This is a genomic window from Bordetella muralis (genome assembly GCF_965139205.1).
Lineage (GTDB): Bacteria > Pseudomonadota > Gammaproteobacteria > Burkholderiales > Burkholderiaceae_B > Bordetella_A > Bordetella_A muralis.
In genome coordinates this window covers 57,159-76,615 of record NZ_CBCSIU010000005.1, presented here as the reverse complement: position 1 = coordinate 76,615, position 19,457 = coordinate 57,159, and the positions used below count along the sequence as shown (strand labels likewise).

The following is a 19,457-nucleotide window of genomic DNA, read 5'->3' as shown; positions in this document are numbered from 1 at the left end:
AAGCTGTCTCCTTGTAATGAATCAGATAATTTTTCGGGCGCGCAAATCCTGGATGCGTTCGGCACTCATTCCCAGCTCGTTGAGAATGTCTTCCGTGTGTTCACCCAATAGCGGCGGAGCGCGATCGACACGCAAATCCGAATGGCCGAAGCGCAGGGGGTTCATGACCTGGGGGACCGAGCCCGCGACGGGATGAGGCAGGTGGCGCAGCATTGCGCGATGCTGCACTTGCGGGTCATCGAAGACCTCGGCAACGTTGTTGATAGAGCCGGCCGGCACACCTGCCTGCTTGAGCTTGTCCAGCCAATATGCCCGGGGCTGGCTGGCAAAGACGGCATCCAGTATCGGATCCAGGCTTTCCAGGTTTTTGACACGCTGGCTATTGGTCGCATAGCGGGCGTCCTGGGCCAATTCTGGTTGCTCAATGACATCGCATAAGGCGACAAATTGCGCGTCGTTGCCGACCACAATGATGATGTCACCGTCGGCGCAACTGAACGTGCGCTGCGGTTGAATATTGGGGTGAGCGGTACCAGTGCGTTTGGGGATGCGGTTACCCAGTAGAAAGTTCATTGCCTGGTTGGCCAGCAGGCCTACCTGCACATCCAGCATCGAGACATCGACGTATTCGCCTTGGCCGGTCTGGGTGCGGCGCAGCAATGCCGCCACAATGCCTAGCGCGGCGTAAACGCCTGTACTGAGATCCACAATAGGAACGCCGACCTTCTGCGGGCCTCCGCCGGGTTTATCATCCCGTTCGCCGGTCACGCTCATCAAGCCACCCATGGCCTGGATGAGAAAATCATAGGCAGGCTCCGCCGCGCGCGGGCCGGTCTGCCCAAAACCCGTGACAGAGCAGTAAATCAGTCGCGGATTGATAGCAGACAGTGCGGCATAGTCCAGGCCCAGGCGCGCCAGCGTCCCGACTTTGTAATTTTCCAGCACCACATCGGCGTCGCGGCATAGCGTTTTGACGAGCTCTTGCCCCTCCGGAGTCTGCAGATCCAGGGTCATCGAGCGTTTGCCACGATTGGTCGCAATGAAATACGCCCCATCGCTGGTGTCCTCGCCTGCGCCGTTTTTCAGAAAAGGCGGCCCCCAGGATCGGGTATCGTCGCCGCGTCCGGGCCGTTCCACCTTGATGACGTCTGCGCCCAGATCGGCCAGAATCTGGCTGGCCCAAGGGCCTGCCAACACACGACTGAGATCCAGCACTTTGATATTCGACAACAGCGCAGGCAAGACCCTCTCCTTGATTCCTGTAACGTGTTGCCAGTCTAGGAATTCCCGTTGCGAAAAGGCAGGGGTCCGATAGACAAAGCTGTTATGTGGTTGGCGTCAAGGTGGGGCGATGGTTGGCATGGGAGCCATAACGAGAGGCCTCCGGACACAGGCCAGGACTGACATGCGTATCACGCGCCGTGGATCAGAATAAATTCGACCGCAAAGACCGGGGTGTCGTGCATGACGCAGGGTTTTTATACTGATCTCATCCTGTTAGTCCACGGGGAGGGATACCGGTGAAAACCACAGCCAAACGCGAACGGCCTGCCTTGACCTGCGATTGGGCGGACATCGAACATTCGCTTGATACTCATGGAAATGCGGTACTGCCCGGGCTATTGAACGCAGAGCAGTGCCAAGCCCTCGCCGCGCTTTACGCCAAAGACGACGCGTTTCGCTCGCGCATCGTCATGGCCCGTCACGGATTTGGGAGGGGGGAGTACAAGTACTTTGCTTATCCATTGCCGCCGTTGATAGACCAGTTGCGTCACGAGCTATATCGCGGCCTGGCCCCGATCGCCAATTGCTGGAATCAGCAGCTAGGGATCGATGTGCAGTATCCAGACGAACTGGATGCCTTCTTGCAGCGGTGCCACGACGCTGGCCAAACGAGGCCAACGCCGTTGATGCTGCATTACACCGAGGGCGATTACAACTGCCTGCATCGCGACCTGTATGGCGAGCATGTTTTTCCGCTGCAGGCGACCATGTTGTTGTCCAAGCCTGGCGAGGATTTCACCGGCGGGGAATTTGTGATGACCGGTCTGTCGGCGAGAAGCCAGCGCGTAGAGGTGGTGCCGTTGAAACAAGGCGATGCGGTGGTGTTTACCGTGAATCAACGGCCCGAAATTGGCAAACGCGGCATCCGCAAAGCCGCCATGCGGCATGGCGTCAGCCGGCTTCGAAGCGGAGAACGATACACGGCGGGCTTGATCTTTCACGACGCTCGATGAGACTGTGTGCCTGCTGTTCGGGATTTCGTTTCCAGTAGCTTGTAGTAATAAGTCGTCCCGCTCAACGTCCCATCAGGCATCAATGCATAGTCAGGCACGCTGCCCACCCGTTGCCAACCTGCGCGGGCGTACACGCGCTCTGCGTCCCCGCCTGTCGTGGTGTCCAGCACCAGCACGCTCTTGCCCTCATGCCGGGCGACCTGTTCAATCTCGGCCATCAATAGCGCGGCTATGCCTTGGCGGCGTGCGCGGCGGTGGACCAGCATTTTTGCGATGTCGGCGCGGTGTGGCTGATTCTCTGGCTGGTCCATGATGAGTTGCACGGTGCCGACGGCTTGCCCCTGCGCGTCCTCAGCAACGAGCAGCACTCGTTCACCGCGTGCGACGCTATCGGTCACATTTTTCCAAAACCGTATTGCCTTGTCGTGCGAGAGGGGCAGCATGAAGCTGACCGAGGCGCCGCCTTCTACGCAATCTATCAGAATGTCGGCCAAACCTGGTATGCAGGCCTCGGCGTCATGGCCATCGACTCGGCGTATGTTGATTCCGCTGCTGTTCATGATTGTTTCCGGGGTTTATTAAACGCCAATCGAGCCAGTGCTACGAGATAGCGCGCGGGCTTGTTGGTGGGGTTGTGGTAGACGATAGGGCTGTCCAGACGCATGGCAAGACAGTCGCCGCGTTTCAGCCGCCATTGTTCAGCACCCACTGAGATATCCATGGTGCCTTCGATCAGCCAGACTTGTTGATAGATATCCGTATCGGGAATGGCGGTGTCGTAGGCGACGCGTTGCTTGGCCGGAAACTCGACTTCCACGAGTTGGATAGGCGAAGGAAACGAGGGCGATAAATTGCGGCGTATGTAGCCCGAGGACGGATCGGCCCACGAATGCTGTTCGCCTGCCCGCGACAACGGCGAAGGGGCCGTTTCGCTTTGACACGCATCAGGCTCGAACAGCGAGGCCAGCGGCACATTCAGCGCCATGGCGAGTTTGTCGAGTACGGTGGCAGTGGGGCTGCTTTGTGCCCGCTCGATCAGCGAGATAGCGGAGCGGCTGACCGTGCTGCGCTCCGCTAATTCGTCGAGCGACCAGCCCTGACCATCGCGCAATTCGCGTAATCGCCGGGCGATCAGAGTGTTGACGTCCTGGGATGAATCGGTCATTTCTACAATATTGGAAATTTATTTCTAATATTCTAGATATCTGAGGTGAGACCTGTCAACATGATGTTGCTAGAGCGCTCCCCGCGGCATCTCTGCATTGAAACACTGACAGTTTTTACACCGATGTGACTTTCATTCATGGCAGGCGATATTTTCAGGCTGCGGTATTTACGCACGGATATTTTTATTCACTGCCTCTACCTACGTCTGAACGTACTTCCTATGCTGTGCATTTTGGGAGTCGAACATTACTGGCCGTTTGTTGTTGCTGGGCGTTGTCGCGGGAGCGGGGTGGGTGCAGTGCCTGCCGGTCTTGCCGCAGCAGCGGTGGTTCGCGCCGACGCTATTGGCGTTGACGCTTATGGCAGGAGTGTCGTGGTATATCGCAAGGGCGTGGTTTGCAGCGCCAGTTGCGTCCCCATCTATACATCGATTCACGTCGCTTTTGCTGCTGGCTCGTCTTGGTTGTGCATCGGTATTGGGTCTATGCATCGGCGCTGCTTCTGCCTTATGGCAAGCTCAACTGCGCCTGGACGATGCGCTAGCCTGGGCTCATCATGATGTGGTCAGCCGCTTGATTGTGCGGATCGCTGATTTGCCGCAAGGCGATGGAAAACACTACCGATTCATGGCGGACGTTGATGAACCTCGTCCCGAAGGCATTCCGTCGCGTATTGCTGTGAGTTGGCATGCACAGTCTGGTGCCCCATTGCCAGCGCTGAAGCCCGGTCAGATCTGGCGCATGGCGCTGGTGCTGCGTCAACCTCATGGCGCGCGCAATCCTCACGGTTATGACGCTGAGGGACGATTATTCGCAATGGGAATTCGCGCGACGGCGACGGTGCGCGGCGTGCCTCGCTTGTTGGGGGATGAGCCTTGGCATAGCCCTGGCATCCTGATCGAGCGTGTCCGTCATTGGATGCGGGATGGCATGCGACAGGCGTTGGAGAAACGCCGTTATGCACCGGTATTGATCGCTTTGGCTATGGGGGATCAAGCCGCCGTTGAGCGTGTCGATTGGCAGATATTCAACCGCGCAGGCATTACGCATCTGGTGTCGATCAGCGGCATGCATGTCACCTTGATCGCGGCAGTGGGTGGGGTGGCGACCGCTTTTTTATGGAGGCGCGCACGTTGGCGAACTGTGCGGGTGGCCGAGTATTTGCCTGCGCAGGTCGTAGGTGCAGCTGCTGCGTTATGGGTCGCATTGTTGTATTGCTTATTGGCAGGGTGGGGCGTGCCCGCACGCCGTACCTTTTTCATGCTGGCGGTAGTGGCCTTGGCTGCCATGGTGCGCTTGCCTTTGTCGCCCTCGCGGATTCTGGCGCTGGCAGGTGCCGTGGTGTCGCTATTGGATCCCTGGTCGGTGCTGGCGCCAGGGTTCTGGTTGTCGTTTGGCGCTGTGGCGATCTTGTTGCGGGTAGGGGCATCGATGGATTCAGGCGGGCGACGCGAACGCCCCGATTGGAGGGGGCGGTTGCGCGCGGCCCTTGTAGAGTTCGGCTGGGTACAGTCGGCCATTACATTGGGTCTGGTGCCATTGCTGGCCTATCTGATGCAACAGGTGTCTTTGGCATCGCCCCTGGTCAACGTGTATGCCATCCCTATTGTGAGTTTTCTAGTGACACCACTGGCGTTGGCCTGTGCGCTGTTGAGCACCATACCCGGATTGCAGTGGCTGGCTCATGGGGCCGGCATTCTCGGGCACGGGATTTTCGATGCCATGATGGTGCCAGTAAAGTGGATGAGCGCCTCGAACTGGGCAGTGTTGGATGTCGCCGCCGCGCCATGGCCCTGGATGGCGTTGGCATTGTTTGGCGTGGCGTGGGCCGTGCAGCCGTATGGCTTGCCTTTGCGTACGGCCGCATGGTTGTTGATGCTGCCGATGTTGTGTTGGCGGCCTGAGCGGCCTGCTCCTGGATACTGGACGTTGACGGCGCTGGATGTGGGGCAGGGTAGCGCTATCGTGATCGAGACGGCGACACAGGTGTGGCTGTTCGATACGGGGCCGATGACGCGGCAGGGGAATGATGCTGGAGAACGCGTTGTCGTGCCATATTTACGTGCCCGAGGGCATCGGGTGCTGAATGGGCTCGTGGTGTCTCACGCAGACATGGATCATGCCGGTGGCGTGCGCAGCGTGTTGTCCTCGTTGGTGGTGGACCAATCCTATAGCTCATTCGATTTATCGGCGTTGATACGCAAGCACGGCGCGGGCAAAACGGCATCAGCGCTTTTCACCGAGGTGCGAATGCCTCAATCCATGCAGCGTTGTCATGCTGGACAAGCATGGACCGTAGACGGCGTGCAGTTTCGATTTTTGCATCCCGATGCCGCGATTAAAACCGACGGCCCGGGCAACGCGCGCAGTTGTGTGTTGATGATTCAAGGCAAAGCGCATACCGCATTGCTGCCAGGCGATATCGGCATTGCGCAAGAGCGTCGCATGGTGCATGGCCTGCCGCGCATGGATGTGGTCATAGCACCGCATCATGGCTCAGCGACATCGTCCGGTCAGGCGTTAGTGTGGGCGGCCGATGCAAAGCATGTCATTGCGCAGGCCGGGTACATGAACCGGTTCGGGCATCCTGCGGCCGCGGTGCAAGCGCGTTGGCGCGAGGCTGGGGCGACTTTCTGGCGTACTGATCATCATGGTGCCACTGTGGCTATTTCCGACCGGGGACGAGGACTGCGCATCGAGGCGCAGGCGGATGTCTCGCGCAGATACTGGCATCGGGAACCACAATAGACGGTGGTGCGCTTACATGCTGCGTCGTGCATGCGATTGATGCCTCACAGACTCGACCCGCCGTCCACCACTAAAAGTGTGCCCGTGACGTAGGCGGCTTCATCAGAGGCCAGGAATAACGCGGCATTTGCGATGTCCCAAGGGGTTCCCTGGCGGCCCATGGGGCATCGCGAATCCCGGAATTCGTGGCCTTTTGCTGCCTCGGCCTCATTGGCGTACAGCGCGTCAGCGTGCGGCGTGCGTATCATGCCCGGAACGATGCAATTACAGCGGATCTGTTCATTGGCATATTGCCGGGCAATGACGCGCGTCATGTGGTTGAGGCCGGCTTTCGCCGTGCTATACGACAGAAACTGCATTGGGCTCCATTTCAGGCTGGCCGTAGAAGAGACGTTGATGATCGAGCCACCTGCGTGCTGACGCATGTACGGTACGACGGCGCGGGACATGGCCATTGTGCCGCGCAGATTGACGGCCATCACTTGATCCCACTCGTCGTCTTTGACAGCGAGCAGATCACCCTGAATCTCTATTCCCACGTTATTGTGCAGAACGTCGATGCCGCCGTGACGGCTGGCGATATTCCTCACGACCTCGTCGATCTGCGGGGTGTCGGTGACGTCTAGTGCCAGCGCAGCAGCGTCTCCGCCTTCTGCACGAATCATTTCAACCGTTTCTTGAGCAGCATCCAGCGATCTGTCCGTGCAGATCACTTTGGCGCCTTCTCGCGCGAACCGTATGGCACAGGCTGCACCGTTGCCTACCTGATCGGCAGAGGTAAAGGATTTCTTCAGTGTTCCTGCACCTGACACCAGGGCGATCTTGCCTGCCAGTCTCATTTTTTATCTCAACGTGTTTGGGACTGCGGGATGCACATTTATTAATCGCGCGTGAATTCAGCGCCGCCCTTTGGCCTGATGTAGCGGGGAATAGGCAGGCCTGCCTTTTTGGCAGCGGCGAGGATGGAGTCTTCAATGGCGCCGGCATCCCGGATATTGGCAAACTCGTTATCGACGAAATTGATATTGGCGCCGAATACCACCATGAAACCCTCGGCGTACTCTGTGGCGTCTTCGGGCACAGAGAACGTATGCACGGAGCCGCCAGGTTCGTAGAGATAGCTCCCCGCCGTCTGCGGATCGTTCGGGTATTCGAGGTAGTTCCATTGACCTTTGGTGGTAAAGAAATGAACCACTCCGGTATGGAAATGCGTAGGCAGCCGAGTTCCCGGTGCGAACTTTCCATAGAGCACCCAGACGCCGTTTTCTCGGTCGAGAAAGAGCGGCGTGATGGTCGAGCCGGGGGCGGAACCAGGCAGTTCGACGCCGTCAGCGATGTTGACGCTCAGCAGACGATCCTGGTGGGTGATGGTATCGGGTAATGCCATGACTACTCCTTGAAAAATCAACTGGGTGGTGTGGCAGGGGCGCATGATTCGCGCAGTATCAATTGCGTTTTGATGGCAATGCGGTCGGTCGCGGCGGTGGGTAATTGCCGGTCCAGGTGCTTGAGAACCAACTGCGCTGCGCAGGTCCCCATGACTTCCAGGTCCCAACTCAGCGATGTGATGGTGGGACTGAAAAGCTGGGAGAGATCGGTATCCCCGATGCTGATGACGCTGACGTCTTGCGGAACGGAGTGACCGGTATGGCGGATGGCTTGGAGAACGCCTGAAAGAATTCTCGTACCGAGGCACAGGAATGCGGTTGGACGTTCTGCGTGCGACAGCAGCGACATCGCTTCGGCAAAGGCGAACTGCATGGCAGAGCGTTCGGCTCGAATCAAGGCTGAATCGGGAGTCAGGCCTCGGGCCTCGAATGCCTTGCGGAATCCCGCAATCCGTTCTTTACCCGTTCGGAGTTCTGTCCCTGGCGTCAGCAGGGCGATGCGGGTGTGTCCCAGATTCAATAGATACTGCGTGGCCTGAAAGGCCCCCGCGCAATGATCTACCAGGACGCCGACCGAGCCGGCGCTAAAGTCGCGATCCAGAGCGACGACGGGTAGATCCTGGCTCAGCTTTTCAATGAGCTCGGCAGATTCTCTCTCGCAGGGTCCCAGGATCAAGGCATCGACACGCCTGCCGCGGAAAATCTCGATCAGGGATTCTTCCCGTTTGCGTTCATTGTGTGTGCTGGCCACGAGCAGGGAATATCCCTCTGCCTGCAAGGCAGCCTCGGCAGCGGTGATGATCCTCGCATACAGAGGGTTGGCCAGATCGGACACGAGCAAACCGATGACGCCGGACGAGCGGGTGCGCAGGCTGCGTGCGACGACGTCCGGCTTGTAGTCAAGCTCACGCGCGGCTTGGTTGACCGCGGCGATGGCGGCATCGCTCACCCTGCCTGTACGATTAAGCGCGCGTGAGGCCGTGCCGAGCGAAACGCCGGCCTTCTTCGCAACATCGCGGATAGTGATACGGTCTTTCATGTTTGCATTTGCCCGTGCCAAAATTGGCTAACATACACTGTCTTCAGGCTCGTGACCTACCTTATGATCGTCGGCGAATGGGGGCCGAGCCATCCCAGCCGTCGCTGGCTTTCCTGATCTCATCGAAATATTCGCCTTTACCGCCTTTCATTTCAGAGATTTCGATCATGCCGCTGGGCAGGTCCGGGTGAACGAAATAGGCGAAACGGCCTCTCGTTCCCATTTGCCCGCCATGGCCCTCCACGTAGCCGTGTTCCAGCAACCTGGCGGTAAAGGCGTCAAACTCATTCAGCGTCCAGTACGCGATATGCTGCGCGCATTCGCCAGCCTGCTTTAGCGAGTCCATATACAGTGAAGGCGCATTGTCACGTTGCTGGATGAGTTCGATTTGCAGGTCGCCAGAGTTCGCCAGTGCGATGGACAGCCGAGGCGGTTCAGAGGCTTTGCCGTAGTATCGAAACTCTGTCGTTCCGACCTCTTCTTTATAGAACCAGGGGCCGACGCCGAGTACATCGGACCAATGCTTCATGGCTTTTTCGATGTCTCGCACCACGTAGCCGACCTGGCGTGCGCCTTTAAAGAAAATACTCATATCGGTCTCTCATCAATTCATGTGGGCGCCGCCGTTGATATCCAACGTGGTGCCGGTGATATAGCTGCTCAGGTCGCTCGCCAGGAATAGGCACCCGCCGGCGATTTCATGGGGGCGCCCCGCTCGCTGCAATGGCCAGATCTGTGCGGCCTGGTCTTTGCTCTCGTCGGACCGCCCCGTGCGGGAAAAATCAGTCGTAATCAGTCCTGGGGCAATGGCATTGGCGCGGATGTTGTGAGCGCCGAGTTCTTTGGCCATGGCCCTGGTCAGCCCTTGCACACCGGCTTTGGNGGCGCAGTAGTGTGCGCCGCCAAAGACCCCACCGCCGTTCTGCGCGGACAGTGAGGAGATGCTGATGATGCTGCCGGCAGACTTCTCGATCATGAACGGCACGGTGGCTTTGCTGAGGTTGAAGACACCTTTGAGATTGACGCGGACGAGCCGGTCAAAGTCGTCATCAGCGATGTCCTGGAAGACTGCTTTTTGTGTGATGGCCGCATTGTTCACCAAGATATCGATTCGGTCAGCCGACCATGTGCGGACGTTATTTACCGCGCGTGCGCATTGTTCAGGATCGCCAACGTCGCACGTCAGTGGCAATAGGCTGGACTCGTCTGCGCCCAGATCGCGCGCGCTTTCCCTGATCGCGTCTTCATTCAGATCGACTATGGCGACCCGTGCGCCGTGCTCCAGGAACAAGCGTGCGGTGGCTTTGCCAATTCCTTTGGGATGCGACGCGCCGGAGATAATTGCGACACGGCCTTCGAGCAGTTTCATAGGCATTGGGGATGTCTTCACTGACTTATTGCGGTTTGATTCCGGCCTCTTTGGCGACGGCGCGCCAGGCCTCGATGTCTGCCGCGTTGGCTTTTTCGTGTTTGGGTCCGGATATATAGTTCGCGGTGATCCCCAGGCCAAGCAGTTTCTGGATAACGTCCGGTTCTTTCAGAACCTTTTCCAATGTCGAGGAGAGCCGCTGGACAACGGGGGCAGGGGTACCGGCGGGGACATACATTGCCCAGTTCAAATCCCGGTCGAAATCAATCCCCTGTTCCTTGTAGCTGGGTACGTCCGGTGTGCTCGGGGATCGCTTGGTACAGACTGCCAGCGCTTTTACTTTGTGCTGCGTGACCATGGGCGTGGCCGTGGCCATGTCGACAAAGCCCAGATCGATATGCCCGCCGATCACGTCGGTCATGACTTGCGTGGTTCCTTTATAGGGCACATGCGTGAGTTTGACGTTGCCTTTCTGCGCCATGACTTCACCGCAGAAATGGCCCGTCGAGCCGACTCCCCAGCTGGCATATTGCACGGGTTCTTTCCTGGAATCAGCGAGCTTGCGCAGCTCGGCAACATTGTTGGCGGGGAAGTCGTTGTTGGCGATGACGATGATCGCCGAGTTTCCGATTGCGCCTAATGAGGTAAAGCTCTTGATAGGGTCATAAGACAGATTCTGGTAGACCAATGGGGAAAGCACATGTGTGGTCATTCCGCCGATGGTGATGGTATAGCCGTCAGGCGCGGATCTGGCCACCGTGGCTATCCCGATGGTTCCGCCCGCCCCGGGCTTGTTTTCCACGATGACGGGTTGCTTGAGTTCCGCGGCGAATCGTTCGGCGAGAATGCGCCCCAACGTATCTCCGCCTCCACCGGCGGAGAACGGCAAGAGCATGCGAATCGGACGATCGGGGTAGTCGGCATGTACGGCGCCGGATATGAGCAAGCCCGCCATCATTGCAGCGGCAGATAGTTTCTTCATTTTTGGTCTCCTGAGAGGTCGTTTTTTCCGTGCGCTCGTTGACGCCGGTTTATGTCATGCTCGATAAGCGACAGGCGACGCCGCCTCCTTTTGACAGCGCCGATGAGCTTTACAGCAACCCTAGTGAACGCAACTTTGCGTTCTGACAGCTGTAGGGGCGTTCGCAAATGATTCTGTCGGAATTGGGCGCGAATTCGAATGTCGCAGCCATACGCACGCGAAAGGTGCGGCCTGTGGGCTCATACGTTTTGCCGTCAACGGAGAAGGGGCCCTTATGCGTACCGGTGAGCCAGAACTCAACCAGGACGGTGTCTGTCCCCTCGGCTGCGGCGACCGCGATGATCTCGTTTTTCAGGTCAGGAAAAGAGGCGCGCGAAGAATGAAAGTAGCCCATCACCTGATCGACGCCGTCAAACGTTGCACCGCTTGAGTGCATTTCATAGCGGGGGTGCTCGAACGTGTCGATGACCTTATCCCATTCCTGTACGCATTCGAGCGCCATGTGATCGATCACGGTTTGTACACGAGCCGCCTGGAGTTCCTGATTCATTGTCTGCCTTTGATTGATATTGTGGAAACGTTTCCACAAATTATCATGGCGTTTTAAGCGGCTATTAATTAGGGATAACCATGATTTTGCGGAAACGATTTTATTGTTTCGGCTCAGAGCCGGCCTGGTGGTGACACAGGGGGGGATAGTGGGGGGATATGAGGACGGGGCTGGGATCTACCTGCGATAAGATGTCTGCTCCCCCAAAACGGTCAGGAGCCCCCATGCTGGAACCCAGATTCGATTACGTCACCTGCGCCAGTCCCGCGGGATTGCATCGCATGGCTTATAGCGAATGGGGGGATCCCGATAATGATCGCGTTTTGCTCTGCGTACATGGATTGACCCGTACGGGCCGGGATTTCGATTCTTTGGCCCGGCGAATGGCGGGTGATTTCCGGGTGGTCTGCCCGGATGTCGCGGGGCGCGGCCGTTCCGATTGGCTGCCCACGCCGGCGCTCTATAGCGTGCCGCAGTACGTCTCGGACATGGTGACCTTGATCGCGAGGCTACGGCCCGCCTCGTTGTCGTGGGTGGGGACGTCGATGGGGGGCTTGATCGGGTTGGGCTTGGCCGGCATTGCTACCTTTGCCCGCATGATGCATGCTGTGCAGCCGCGTCCCGAGGCTTGGCCGGCCGATCAGGATATCCGCTTTGATCGGATGGTGTTAAACGACGTGGGACCCAGGTTGAGCCCCGAAGCCCTGGGCCGCATCGGTCAATATGTCGGCCAGCCTGTCGAGTTCGAGTCGTTTGCTCAGGCGGTGCAGGCCGTGCGCGAAGTATCGGCGACGTTTGGGCCGCATACGGATGCCCAATGGGAAGACCTGACGCGTAATGTATATGTCCAGCGTGGCGACAAATGGGTCAAACACTACGATCTGAATCTGGCTGTGCCTCTGGCATCGCAGGCGGTCGAGGCGTATTCCACGGGCGAGCAGATTCTGTGGAATGCCTATGATTCCCTGGATTGTCCTATTCTGATCGTGCGAGGCGCCGAATCGGATTTGTTGAGCGAGGCGACCGCGCACGAGATGGTGGCACGCAATTCCCGAGCCAGTCTGGTCACTGTCCCGGGCGTGGGGCATGCGCCGACGCTCATGGACGATGCGCAGATCGATCCCGTGGCGAGTTTTCTGCACGGGCAGCCGGTATCGTCGTGATGGTAGGTGTGCCCGACGCATACTGAAACACGCGCGACGCGAGAGTCATGCTTCGGTCAAAGCGGTACGGCGCATTATTTGGGTAACAGCGACGGCTCCAGCGTCGCGAGCACATCATCGCGTCTGGCGCGATACAAGCGCGCAGGCCGATGGCCCTCGGTTCTTGTACGGCCGGTTTCCTCCAGCGCGTTCATCTCCTGGATTCGGCGGATGAATCCGCGGGGCTCCAGCGTACCGCCCAGCAGCTGTTCATATGCCCCGCGTAATTCCGAAATCGTGAACTCGGGCGGCATCAGATGAATGGGCAGCGCGGAATAACTGGTCTTGGACTGCACACGCTCGACGGCGGTACGCAAAATCGTGGAATGGTCAAAAGGCAGGGTGCGCTTTGTGATCTCGCTGACGGGTTCCCATCGGAATTTATCGTTGCCTTCAGGCGCGATGTGCGGCGCCACCAACGCGTAATAGACGATGGAGGCCGACCACCCACGCGGGTCGCGTGCCGCGCCCGCGAACGTGGCGAGCTGCTCGAGATAAGGGCTTTGGACGCCGGCTTTTTCCTGCAGGACGCGCATCGCCGTGTGCTGGGCGTCGTGATCGGTTTGCGGATGCACAAATCCCCCGGGCACGGTCCATGCCTGAAAAAAGGGCTCTTGCGGATTGTCACGCCGAACCAGGCCGACCTGAAGGCGGCGATCGAGTAACGTCAACAGTACGACATCGACGGTCAGGATCGGGGTAGGGTGTGAGGTGGAAGAAATATCGCTCATAGCCAAGCCAGAATCGGATTCCAGGATATTAACGGCGAAAACGCGGTATGTCACATATTTCTACATCAATTGGCGTTTATGTCTTATGGCAAATATGCCGTAAGTATGTATAATTTGATCAAGCCTACCCAGATGCCTTTGTGGAGAACCATCATGAGCCAGCAGATTCACCTCTTGATCATCGATCCGCAGAATGACTTTTGTGATTTGCCGGCTGATGCGCGGCCGCAGGTGCGGGGAATAGCCGCGTCGCCCGCTTTGCCGGTTTCTGGCGGGGATCGGGATATGAAACGGCTGGCCGATTTTGTGACCAGAATGGGGCCGCGTCTGCGCGACATTACGGTTACGCTGGACTCTCACCCCCATGTCGCGATCGAGCGCACGACGTTCTGGAAAGACCGTGATGGACAGCCCGTTGCGCCCTTTACCCTGATCTCGGCGGATCGGGTCGCGGCAGGGGATTTCGTGCCGGCCAGTCAAGCAGATCTGGTGTTGCGGCAATTGCGCGCATTGGAGCGCGCCGGGCGATATCAACTGGTGGTGTGGCCCGTACATTGCGTCACGGGCACTTGGGGCCACAACATTCACGCCGAAGTCGCCGAAGCCCTGGCCGCCTGGGAATTGCAGTCACACAGTACGCCGCACAAGGTATTGAAGGGTGAATACCCATGGAGCGAACATTACGGTGCATTCGAAGCCGAGGTTCCCCTGGATGAGGTGCCGTGGACGCAATTCAATATGCCATTGGCTCAGCGGGTCACCGAGGACGTCGATCTGCTTTTGGTAGCAGGCTTGGCCTCTAGTCACTGCGTGGCGGCGAGCGTGGACCAATTATTGGGCGCGTTGCCGCGCCTGCCGCTCAAACCCGGGTTTCAGGTGATGTTGCTGTCGGATTGCATGAGCCCGGTCGGCGGATTCGAGGCGCAGGCGGAGCAGTTCTTGCAGCGCGCGAGCGCCGCAGGCGTGCAGCTGCAGACGGCTCAGCAGGTGCTCGATGCTTGCACGCGCTGATTACCCAACAGTCTATTAAAGAGAATCGCGATGTCCCAATACTTTCGTCCCGTCATTCAATCACTGTTGGAAACTGATCTGTACAAGTTCTCGATGCTGCAAGCATTGCTGCACAAGTACCCGACCAACACTGCGGAGTATCGATTCGTATGTCGTAACCAGCCGGCTTTTCCATTGGCTGACTTGGCCGACGAGCTCAACCGGCAGTTGGATTATCTGTGCACGTTGCGGTTTTCGCCGGACGAGTTGAAATACCTGGCCACGCGCAGCTATTTCAAGCCGGACTTCATCGAGTATTTGCGCATGTTTCAGTTGCACCGCCCGTTTATCGAGGCGCGGGCCGAAGGCGATCAGCTCTCGATCATCGCTCGTGGGCCGCAGGTGCATGTCATGTTGTTCGAGATTTACGTACTGGCGATCGTGAACGAACTGTATTTTCGCCGCTTGCAGATTGAGGACATGTCAGAGGGACGCGCGCGGTTGCGCAATAAGGTAGCGCAATTGCGAGACGCCTTGGCTGACCTGAAGCTGCGTCACCCCTTTGAGTTTTTTGATTTTGGTCTGCGCCGCCGTTTCAGTGGCGCTTGGCAGGAGGAGGTGGTGGCGACCTTGGCTACCGAATTGCCGGCCTATTTTCGTGGTACGTCCAACGTGTATTTGGCCAAGAAATTCGACCTGGTGCCGATCGGCACGATGGCACACGAGTATTTGCAGACCTTTCAAGCGGTAGGCGTGCAACTGCGTTTGTCGCAAAAGGCGGCCTTGGAGGCCTGGGTGCAGGAATATCGTGGCGACCTGGGCATCGCGCTGACCGATGTGATCGGCATGGATGCGTTCCTGGCGGATTTCGATCTGTATTTTGCCAAGCTGTTCGACGGCCTGCGTCATGACTCGGGCGACCCTGTAGTATGGGGGGAAAAGGCCTTGGCGCACTACAAATCGCTGCGTATCGATGCCCATACCAAACGCCTGACGTTTTCCGATGGGCTCGACGTGCCGAAGATGTTGTCGCTATATGCGCATTTTGGCGATCGCTGCCAGTTGGGTTTTGGGATTGGCACGAATCTGACGAACGACGTGGGGGCGACGCCTTTGAATATCGTCATGAAGCTGGTGAGTTGCAATGATCAGCCGGTGGCCAAGTTGGCGGACTCGCCGGGAAAGACCTTGTGCGATGACGAGACGTTCCTCGCGTATCTGCGGCAGGTGTTTAACCGCACGGCGGATTGAGCGGAATTCTTTATATAAGGATCGAACCATGCAAAACCAATTTTCGATCACGGTAGGCCAGATCAATCCCACGGTCGGGGACATGGACGGCAACATCGCTATGATGTTGGCGGTCGCACAGCAGGCGCAGAAAACGGGCGCCGACATGGTAGTGTTCCCGGAACTCGCGTTGACGGGTTACACACCAGGCGACCTGCTGGACGATCCGCTTTTTGAGCGTCGTCGCGCGGCTGCGCAGGCAAAACTCTACGAGACGAGCCGTCAGACGCCGGATGTGTATTGGGTGGTCGGGCTGCCGATACGGCGAGAGGGCACGTCTGGAAAGCCTTTTTATAACGGCCTGCAGGTGCTGTTGAACGGTGAAGTCGTACACACGCAATATAAACAGTTATTGCCCACCTATGGGGTGTTCGATGAACAGCGGCACTTCGCTCCCGGGCCGGATACCGCCAAAATACTGCGTCTCCGGGGGGCGACGATCGGCTTTCTGATTTGCGAGGATGCCTGGAACGATGAGGCTCAGGATTATTCGGTGAATCCTTTTCAGCGCTTGGCAGATGCAGCGCCGGATCTGGTGATTTCTATCAACGCCAGCCCCAGCAGTAAGGGGAAACGCCAAGTGCGCCATCAATTGTTCTCCAAAGCGTGCGCGCGTCACCAACTGCCGGTGTTGTATGTCGCCCAGGTAGGCGGGCATGATCAGTTGGTGTTCGACGGAGCCTCGTTTGCAGTGGATGCGGCTGGGACGGTGGTGTTCGAGGCCAAACGGTTTGAGGTCGATTCGCCTACACTGCGCTTCGATCTGAGCAGTCAGAAATTCTTCGACGCGCAGGGGCAAGCGCTGCAGCCGGTGCCACGCGATGGCCTGCCTGTGCTGGAGTTTTATCGCCAGCAGATCGTGCTGGGCCTGCGCGATTATGCGCGTCGTTGCGGGTTCGACAAGGTCCTGGTGGGCTCGTCTGGCGGCATAGATTCCGCGCTGACGATCGCGTTGGCAGTGGAGGCGCTCGGGCCGGCAAATGTGATTGCCATCACCATGCCGTCGGTCTATTCGAGCGAGGGTAGTGTGTCTGACTCGGTGTTGTTGTGCCGCAATCTGGGGGTTACGCTGCACGAGATTCCCATACGGGACATCGTGTCGCAGTTTTCGGCGTCGATGCAGGACAGTACGGTTGGTGCGGCGCCGAGCGGTTTGGCGCTGGAGAACCTGCAAGCACGCGTTCGTGGCACGTTGTTGATGACGTATTCCAATCAATATGGTCCGTTATTGCTCACGACGGGCAACAAGTCGGAGCTCTCTGTCGGATATTGCACGCTGTATGGTGATACGAACGGCGGCTTGGGTTTGATTGGCGATCTCTACAAGACCGAGGTTTTTGCCCTGTCGTGGCATATCAACAAGACTGCGGGCCGGGAGCTGATTCCGCAGAGCATCATCGAAAAAGCCCCGTCGGCGGAATTGGCTCCCGATCAAAAGGATACGGACTCGCTGCCGCCCTATGAGGTGCTGGACGAGATCCTGAAGGTGCTGATCGAAGGCACCTTGCTTGATGCCGACGATCTGGCGGTCGCGCAGAATACGGTCGATGCGTTGACGCAGACCGAGACAGGACGGCAGACGCTGGACAAGGTGCAGCGGCTCATCGCACGCAGTGAATACAAGCGCCGCCAGGCGCCGCCTATCATTCGGGTACGTGCCCGTGCGTTTGGAACGGGCAGGCAGGTGCCTATCACGGCGCGGCAGTATTGAGGGGCTTCGGTGTTGGCTTCTGTTCAACTCATTTTTCTGAATTGAAACGGATTGGGGCGGACATTGTCTAGAAAATCAGGAATGTTGTGATGTCATCTACTTATCGCTATCCGGTCACTGTCGTTATCGGCCGCTGGCAGTTGCCCCACTTGGCGCACAAGGCGCTGATCGAACACGCGTTCGATACCGGTGAACGCGTGATGATCGTGATTGGATCTTCATTTCGATCACGCAATGATAAAAATCCATTTCGTGAATTCGAACGCCGCGCCATGCTGGAGAGTATGTTGACGCAGGCGCAGCTCGCACGTGTGGAATTTGTGTATGTGCGGGACTATTACGATGATCGGCGTTGGGCGGATGTTTTGCGAGAGGAGGTACGAGCGCGCGCCTCGGGTCAACGTGTCGCTCTGGTTGGTTTCAAAAAAGATGCTTCGGGCTACTACCTGGATCTTTTTCCCGACTGGGCCTATGAAGATGCAGGCAGCATCCAGCCGCTGGATGCGACGCGTTTGCGCGATGTCTATTTTGGCGAAGGCTCGCTGTCCTCCAGCATTCAGGTCTTGGAACCCTATGTCGATCCAGGCGTGCTGGACTATTTGCGATCATGGGCCGCATTGCCGGAATACGAGGTGCGGCGCGCCGAGCACCAGGCGATCAAGCGCTACAAGGCAAAGTACACGGGGCCGTATTTTCTGACGGCCGACAGCGTGCTGCAGGTGAATGATCACGTCCTGCTGATCAAGCGTGGCGGCGAAATGGGCCATGGGCAGTGGGCATTGCCGGGCGGTTTTGTCGATCCGGGGGAGCAGTTCTATGACGCCGCGGTCCGCGAGTTGAACGAAGAAACGCGCTTTGCCGCATTACCCGGAGTGATGAGGGCGGCCCTGAAGAGCAGCGCCGTTTTTGATCACCCGGACCGCAGTCCTCGCGGGCGCCTCATCACACAGGCTTTTCACTTTCGTTTCAGTCGAGATGAACTGCCGCAGGTACACGGCTCGGACGACGCCAAGGAAGCCGTGTGGTGGCGCATCGAGCGTTTGCCTGAAATCGAAGCTGATCTATTCGAGGATCATGCTGTGATTCTGGACCATTTCTTTGGCTTTCGTTGACTGTGAGGCACTAGGGGGATGAACTGAGAGCTGATCAGGTTGGCATGTCTTTGGCTCTGCGTAATCTTGCTATCGCATTATGTAACGCGGTCTTCAGTGATCGAGTGAGTAGGATTTGCAGGAGGTTGGAGTGCTTATTGGACGTCGAGCCGAGGCAATCGGGCCGTGAGGGCTTCACAAAGCCGGTNNNGCGGACGTCGAAGGGAGCGCGAAGGCCTTCGCGCTCCCTTCGACGTCCGCTCCACTCGGCTTTGAGGCGCCCTCACGGCCCGATTGCCTCGGCTCGACTCGCAGTAATTCAAGCTCATCACATCGCTGGCACGGTTGTTTTGCTTGGCATTTTTATGCTGCTGTGTTGGCAAAGAGAAAGATCTTGCAGGGCTGNGATTCGCGTGTGCCCTGCACACACGCGAATCGCGNTCGGNCCGGGCATGCGACGGGGTGGCGTGGTGCCAGGTTGGAAGATCTGCTTGGTGATAGTTGATGCCTGCGACGATGACGCATGGAACGTACGATGAGATGTAGAGCGTTATGACGCATGGAATGATGGTACGTAGAACGTCACTACACGTAGAGCATCAGGATACGCAGAACGTGCGAAGAGGTGTCTCACCTCTTTGGATATCACGAAATCGTCATTCGAAAGATCTCTTGCTTGTCTGCGAGAAATCGTTGCTCGAGAGATCTTCAAAATGTCACTGATGCCAAAGCCTTCGCATGCTAATCACGAACGCTATGCATGGGCGCGCCCGTAGGCGCCCGTGCATAGCAGCCCTGCAAGATCTTCATCCTTGCAAAAGCCAGTTCCTACGAAGCCTACGTAGACCACTCGTCCCAGCGACGAGGGAACAAGAGATGCTGTGAGTCGAAGCGGGGCAGTGACCGTGTTGGCGCGCCTCGTGGCCGAGCGAGTGGAGGTCGAAGGNAGGCCCGAAGGGGCCG

Annotated in this window: 18 protein-coding genes and 1 pseudogene; 7 read left to right on the top strand and 12 right to left on the bottom strand. The window is 58.0% G+C overall.

Features of this window, described 5'->3' with window-relative positions:
* Positions 1-21: 21 nt before the first annotated feature.
* Positions 22-1,242 (bottom strand): CaiB/BaiF CoA transferase family protein, encoded by a 1,221-nt coding sequence (locus tag ACNA0I_RS10095; protein WP_415805870.1) that lies wholly within the window; start codon positions 1,240-1,242, stop codon positions 22-24.
* Positions 1,243-1,520: 278 nt separating this feature from the next.
* Between ACNA0I_RS10095 and ACNA0I_RS10090 the strand changes: the two genes are divergently transcribed.
* Entirely contained in the window at positions 1,521-2,237 is a 717-nt protein-coding gene (locus ACNA0I_RS10090) for a 2OG-Fe(II) oxygenase (protein WP_415805869.1), read from the top strand.
* Here the strand turns inward: ACNA0I_RS10090 and ACNA0I_RS10085 are convergent.
* Together ACNA0I_RS10085 and ACNA0I_RS10080 are read right to left on the bottom strand one after the other, a co-directional pair.
* Entirely contained in the window at positions 2,222-2,797 is a 576-nt protein-coding gene (locus tag ACNA0I_RS10085) for a GNAT family N-acetyltransferase (protein WP_415805868.1), read from the bottom strand. The genes ACNA0I_RS10090 and ACNA0I_RS10085 overlap by 16 nt on opposite strands.
* A complete protein-coding gene (locus ACNA0I_RS10080) occupies positions 2,794-3,402 on the bottom strand; it encodes a helix-turn-helix domain-containing protein (protein WP_415805867.1) in 609 nt (202 codons plus the stop codon). Before ACNA0I_RS10080 ends, ACNA0I_RS10085 begins: the two co-directional genes overlap by 4 nt.
* 295 nt (positions 3,403-3,697) lie before the next feature.
* Between ACNA0I_RS10080 and ACNA0I_RS10075 the strand changes: the two genes are divergently transcribed.
* Complete coding sequence (locus tag ACNA0I_RS10075; RefSeq protein ID WP_415805866.1) at positions 3,698-6,151, top strand: DNA internalization-related competence protein ComEC/Rec2; 2,454 nt, start codon at positions 3,698-3,700, stop codon at positions 6,149-6,151.
* 44 nt (positions 6,152-6,195) lie between these two features.
* Here the strand turns inward: ACNA0I_RS10075 and ACNA0I_RS10070 are convergent, their stop codons facing one another.
* From ACNA0I_RS10070 to ACNA0I_RS10035, 8 genes and pseudogenes are all read right to left on the bottom strand, one after another.
* Entirely contained in the window at positions 6,196-6,990 is a 795-nt protein-coding gene (locus ACNA0I_RS10070; protein ID WP_415805865.1) for an SDR family NAD(P)-dependent oxidoreductase, read from the bottom strand.
* A 41-nt stretch (positions 6,991-7,031) separates the two neighbouring features.
* Positions 7,032-7,538: a 2,4'-dihydroxyacetophenone dioxygenase family protein gene (locus ACNA0I_RS10065; RefSeq protein WP_415805864.1), complete on the bottom strand. Its 507-nt coding sequence runs from the start codon at positions 7,536-7,538 to the stop codon at positions 7,032-7,034.
* A 17-nt stretch (positions 7,539-7,555) separates the two neighbouring features.
* Entirely contained in the window at positions 7,556-8,578 is a 1,023-nt protein-coding gene (locus ACNA0I_RS10060; protein WP_415805863.1) for a LacI family DNA-binding transcriptional regulator, read from the bottom strand.
* A gap of 61 nt (positions 8,579-8,639) precedes the next feature.
* Positions 8,640-9,170, bottom strand: coding sequence for a VOC family protein (locus ACNA0I_RS10055; protein ID WP_415805862.1), 531 nt, complete (start codon positions 9,168-9,170; stop codon positions 8,640-8,642).
* A 12-nt stretch (positions 9,171-9,182) separates the two neighbouring features.
* Positions 9,183-9,460 (bottom strand): annotated as a pseudogene (locus ACNA0I_RS10050) (SDR family oxidoreductase); the annotation flags it as partial.
* A 1-nt stretch (position 9,461) separates the two neighbouring features.
* Positions 9,462-9,947: SDR family NAD(P)-dependent oxidoreductase (locus tag ACNA0I_RS10045; protein WP_415805861.1), on the bottom strand; the 486-nt coding region annotated here is incomplete at its 3' end.
* Between the two features lie 25 nt (positions 9,948-9,972).
* Positions 9,973-10,929, bottom strand: a complete 957-nt coding sequence (locus tag ACNA0I_RS10040; RefSeq protein ID WP_415805860.1) for a Bug family tripartite tricarboxylate transporter substrate binding protein — start codon at positions 10,927-10,929, stop codon at positions 9,973-9,975.
* Between the two features lie 109 nt (positions 10,930-11,038).
* On the bottom strand, positions 11,039-11,479 hold the full coding sequence (locus tag ACNA0I_RS10035) for an ester cyclase (RefSeq protein WP_415805859.1): 441 nt from the start codon (positions 11,477-11,479) through the stop codon (positions 11,039-11,041).
* Between the two features lie 224 nt (positions 11,480-11,703).
* Here ACNA0I_RS10035 and ACNA0I_RS10030 point away from each other — a divergent pair, with 224 nt between their 5' ends.
* The gene (locus ACNA0I_RS10030; RefSeq protein ID WP_415805858.1) at positions 11,704-12,642 is read left to right on the top strand and encodes an alpha/beta fold hydrolase; all 939 of its coding nucleotides are present in this window, start codon (positions 11,704-11,706) and stop codon (positions 12,640-12,642) included.
* A 74-nt stretch (positions 12,643-12,716) separates the two neighbouring features.
* Here the strand turns inward: ACNA0I_RS10030 and ACNA0I_RS10025 are convergent, their stop codons facing one another.
* On the bottom strand, positions 12,717-13,412 hold the full coding sequence (locus tag ACNA0I_RS10025; protein ID WP_415805857.1) for an NUDIX hydrolase: 696 nt from the start codon (positions 13,410-13,412) through the stop codon (positions 12,717-12,719).
* 153 nt (positions 13,413-13,565) lie between these two features.
* Between ACNA0I_RS10025 and ACNA0I_RS10020 the strand changes: the two genes are divergently transcribed.
* The 4 genes from ACNA0I_RS10020 (at position 13,566) to ACNA0I_RS10005 (ending at position 18,515) form a co-directional block, all read left to right on the top strand.
* Positions 13,566-14,423, top strand: coding sequence for a cysteine hydrolase family protein (locus ACNA0I_RS10020; RefSeq protein WP_415805856.1), 858 nt, complete (start codon positions 13,566-13,568; stop codon positions 14,421-14,423).
* 30 nt (positions 14,424-14,453) lie between these two features.
* Complete coding sequence (gene pncB / locus ACNA0I_RS10015) at positions 14,454-15,653, top strand: nicotinate phosphoribosyltransferase (protein ID WP_415805855.1); 1,200 nt, start codon at positions 14,454-14,456, stop codon at positions 15,651-15,653.
* 28 nt (positions 15,654-15,681) lie between these two features.
* Complete coding sequence (locus ACNA0I_RS10010; protein ID WP_415805854.1) at positions 15,682-17,403, top strand: NAD+ synthase; 1,722 nt, start codon at positions 15,682-15,684, stop codon at positions 17,401-17,403.
* Between the two features lie 89 nt (positions 17,404-17,492).
* Complete coding sequence (locus tag ACNA0I_RS10005; protein ID WP_415805853.1) at positions 17,493-18,515, top strand: NUDIX domain-containing protein; 1,023 nt, start codon at positions 17,493-17,495, stop codon at positions 18,513-18,515.
* Positions 18,516-19,457: the final 942 nt, after the last annotated feature.

Bases quoted from the DNA above. Each gene is read 5' to 3' on its own strand.
- ACNA0I_RS10085 (WP_415805868.1), bottom strand. From the start codon at position 2,797: ATGAACAGCAGCGGAATCAACATACGCCGAGTCGATGGCCATGACGCC.
- ACNA0I_RS10080 (WP_415805867.1), bottom strand. From the start codon at position 3,402: ATGACCGATTCATCCCAGGACGTCAACACTCTGATCGCCCGGCGATTA.
- ACNA0I_RS10070 (WP_415805865.1), bottom strand. From the start codon at position 6,990: ATGAGACTGGCAGGCAAGATCGCCCTGGTGTCAGGTGCAGGAACACTG.
- ACNA0I_RS10065 (WP_415805864.1), bottom strand. From the start codon at position 7,538: ATGGCATTACCCGATACCATCACCCACCAGGATCGTCTGCTGAGCGTC.
- ACNA0I_RS10060 (WP_415805863.1), bottom strand. From the start codon at position 8,578: ATGAAAGACCGTATCACTATCCGCGATGTTGCGAAGAAGGCCGGCGTT.
- ACNA0I_RS10055 (WP_415805862.1), bottom strand. From the start codon at position 9,170: ATGAGTATTTTCTTTAAAGGCGCACGCCAGGTCGGCTACGTGGTGCGA.
- ACNA0I_RS10040 (WP_415805860.1), bottom strand. From the start codon at position 10,929: ATGAAGAAACTATCTGCCGCTGCAATGATGGCGGGCTTGCTCATATCC.
- ACNA0I_RS10035 (WP_415805859.1), bottom strand. From the start codon at position 11,479: ATGAATCAGGAACTCCAGGCGGCTCGTGTACAAACCGTGATCGATCAC.
- ACNA0I_RS10030 (WP_415805858.1), top strand. From the start codon at position 11,704: ATGCTGGAACCCAGATTCGATTACGTCACCTGCGCCAGTCCCGCGGGA.
- ACNA0I_RS10025 (WP_415805857.1), bottom strand. From the start codon at position 13,412: ATGAGCGATATTTCTTCCACCTCACACCCTACCCCGATCCTGACCGTC.
- ACNA0I_RS10020 (WP_415805856.1), top strand. From the start codon at position 13,566: ATGAGCCAGCAGATTCACCTCTTGATCATCGATCCGCAGAATGACTTT.
- pncB (WP_415805855.1), top strand. From the start codon at position 14,454: ATGTCCCAATACTTTCGTCCCGTCATTCAATCACTGTTGGAAACTGAT.
- ACNA0I_RS10010 (WP_415805854.1), top strand. From the start codon at position 15,682: ATGCAAAACCAATTTTCGATCACGGTAGGCCAGATCAATCCCACGGTC.
- ACNA0I_RS10005 (WP_415805853.1), top strand. From the start codon at position 17,493: ATGTCATCTACTTATCGCTATCCGGTCACTGTCGTTATCGGCCGCTGG.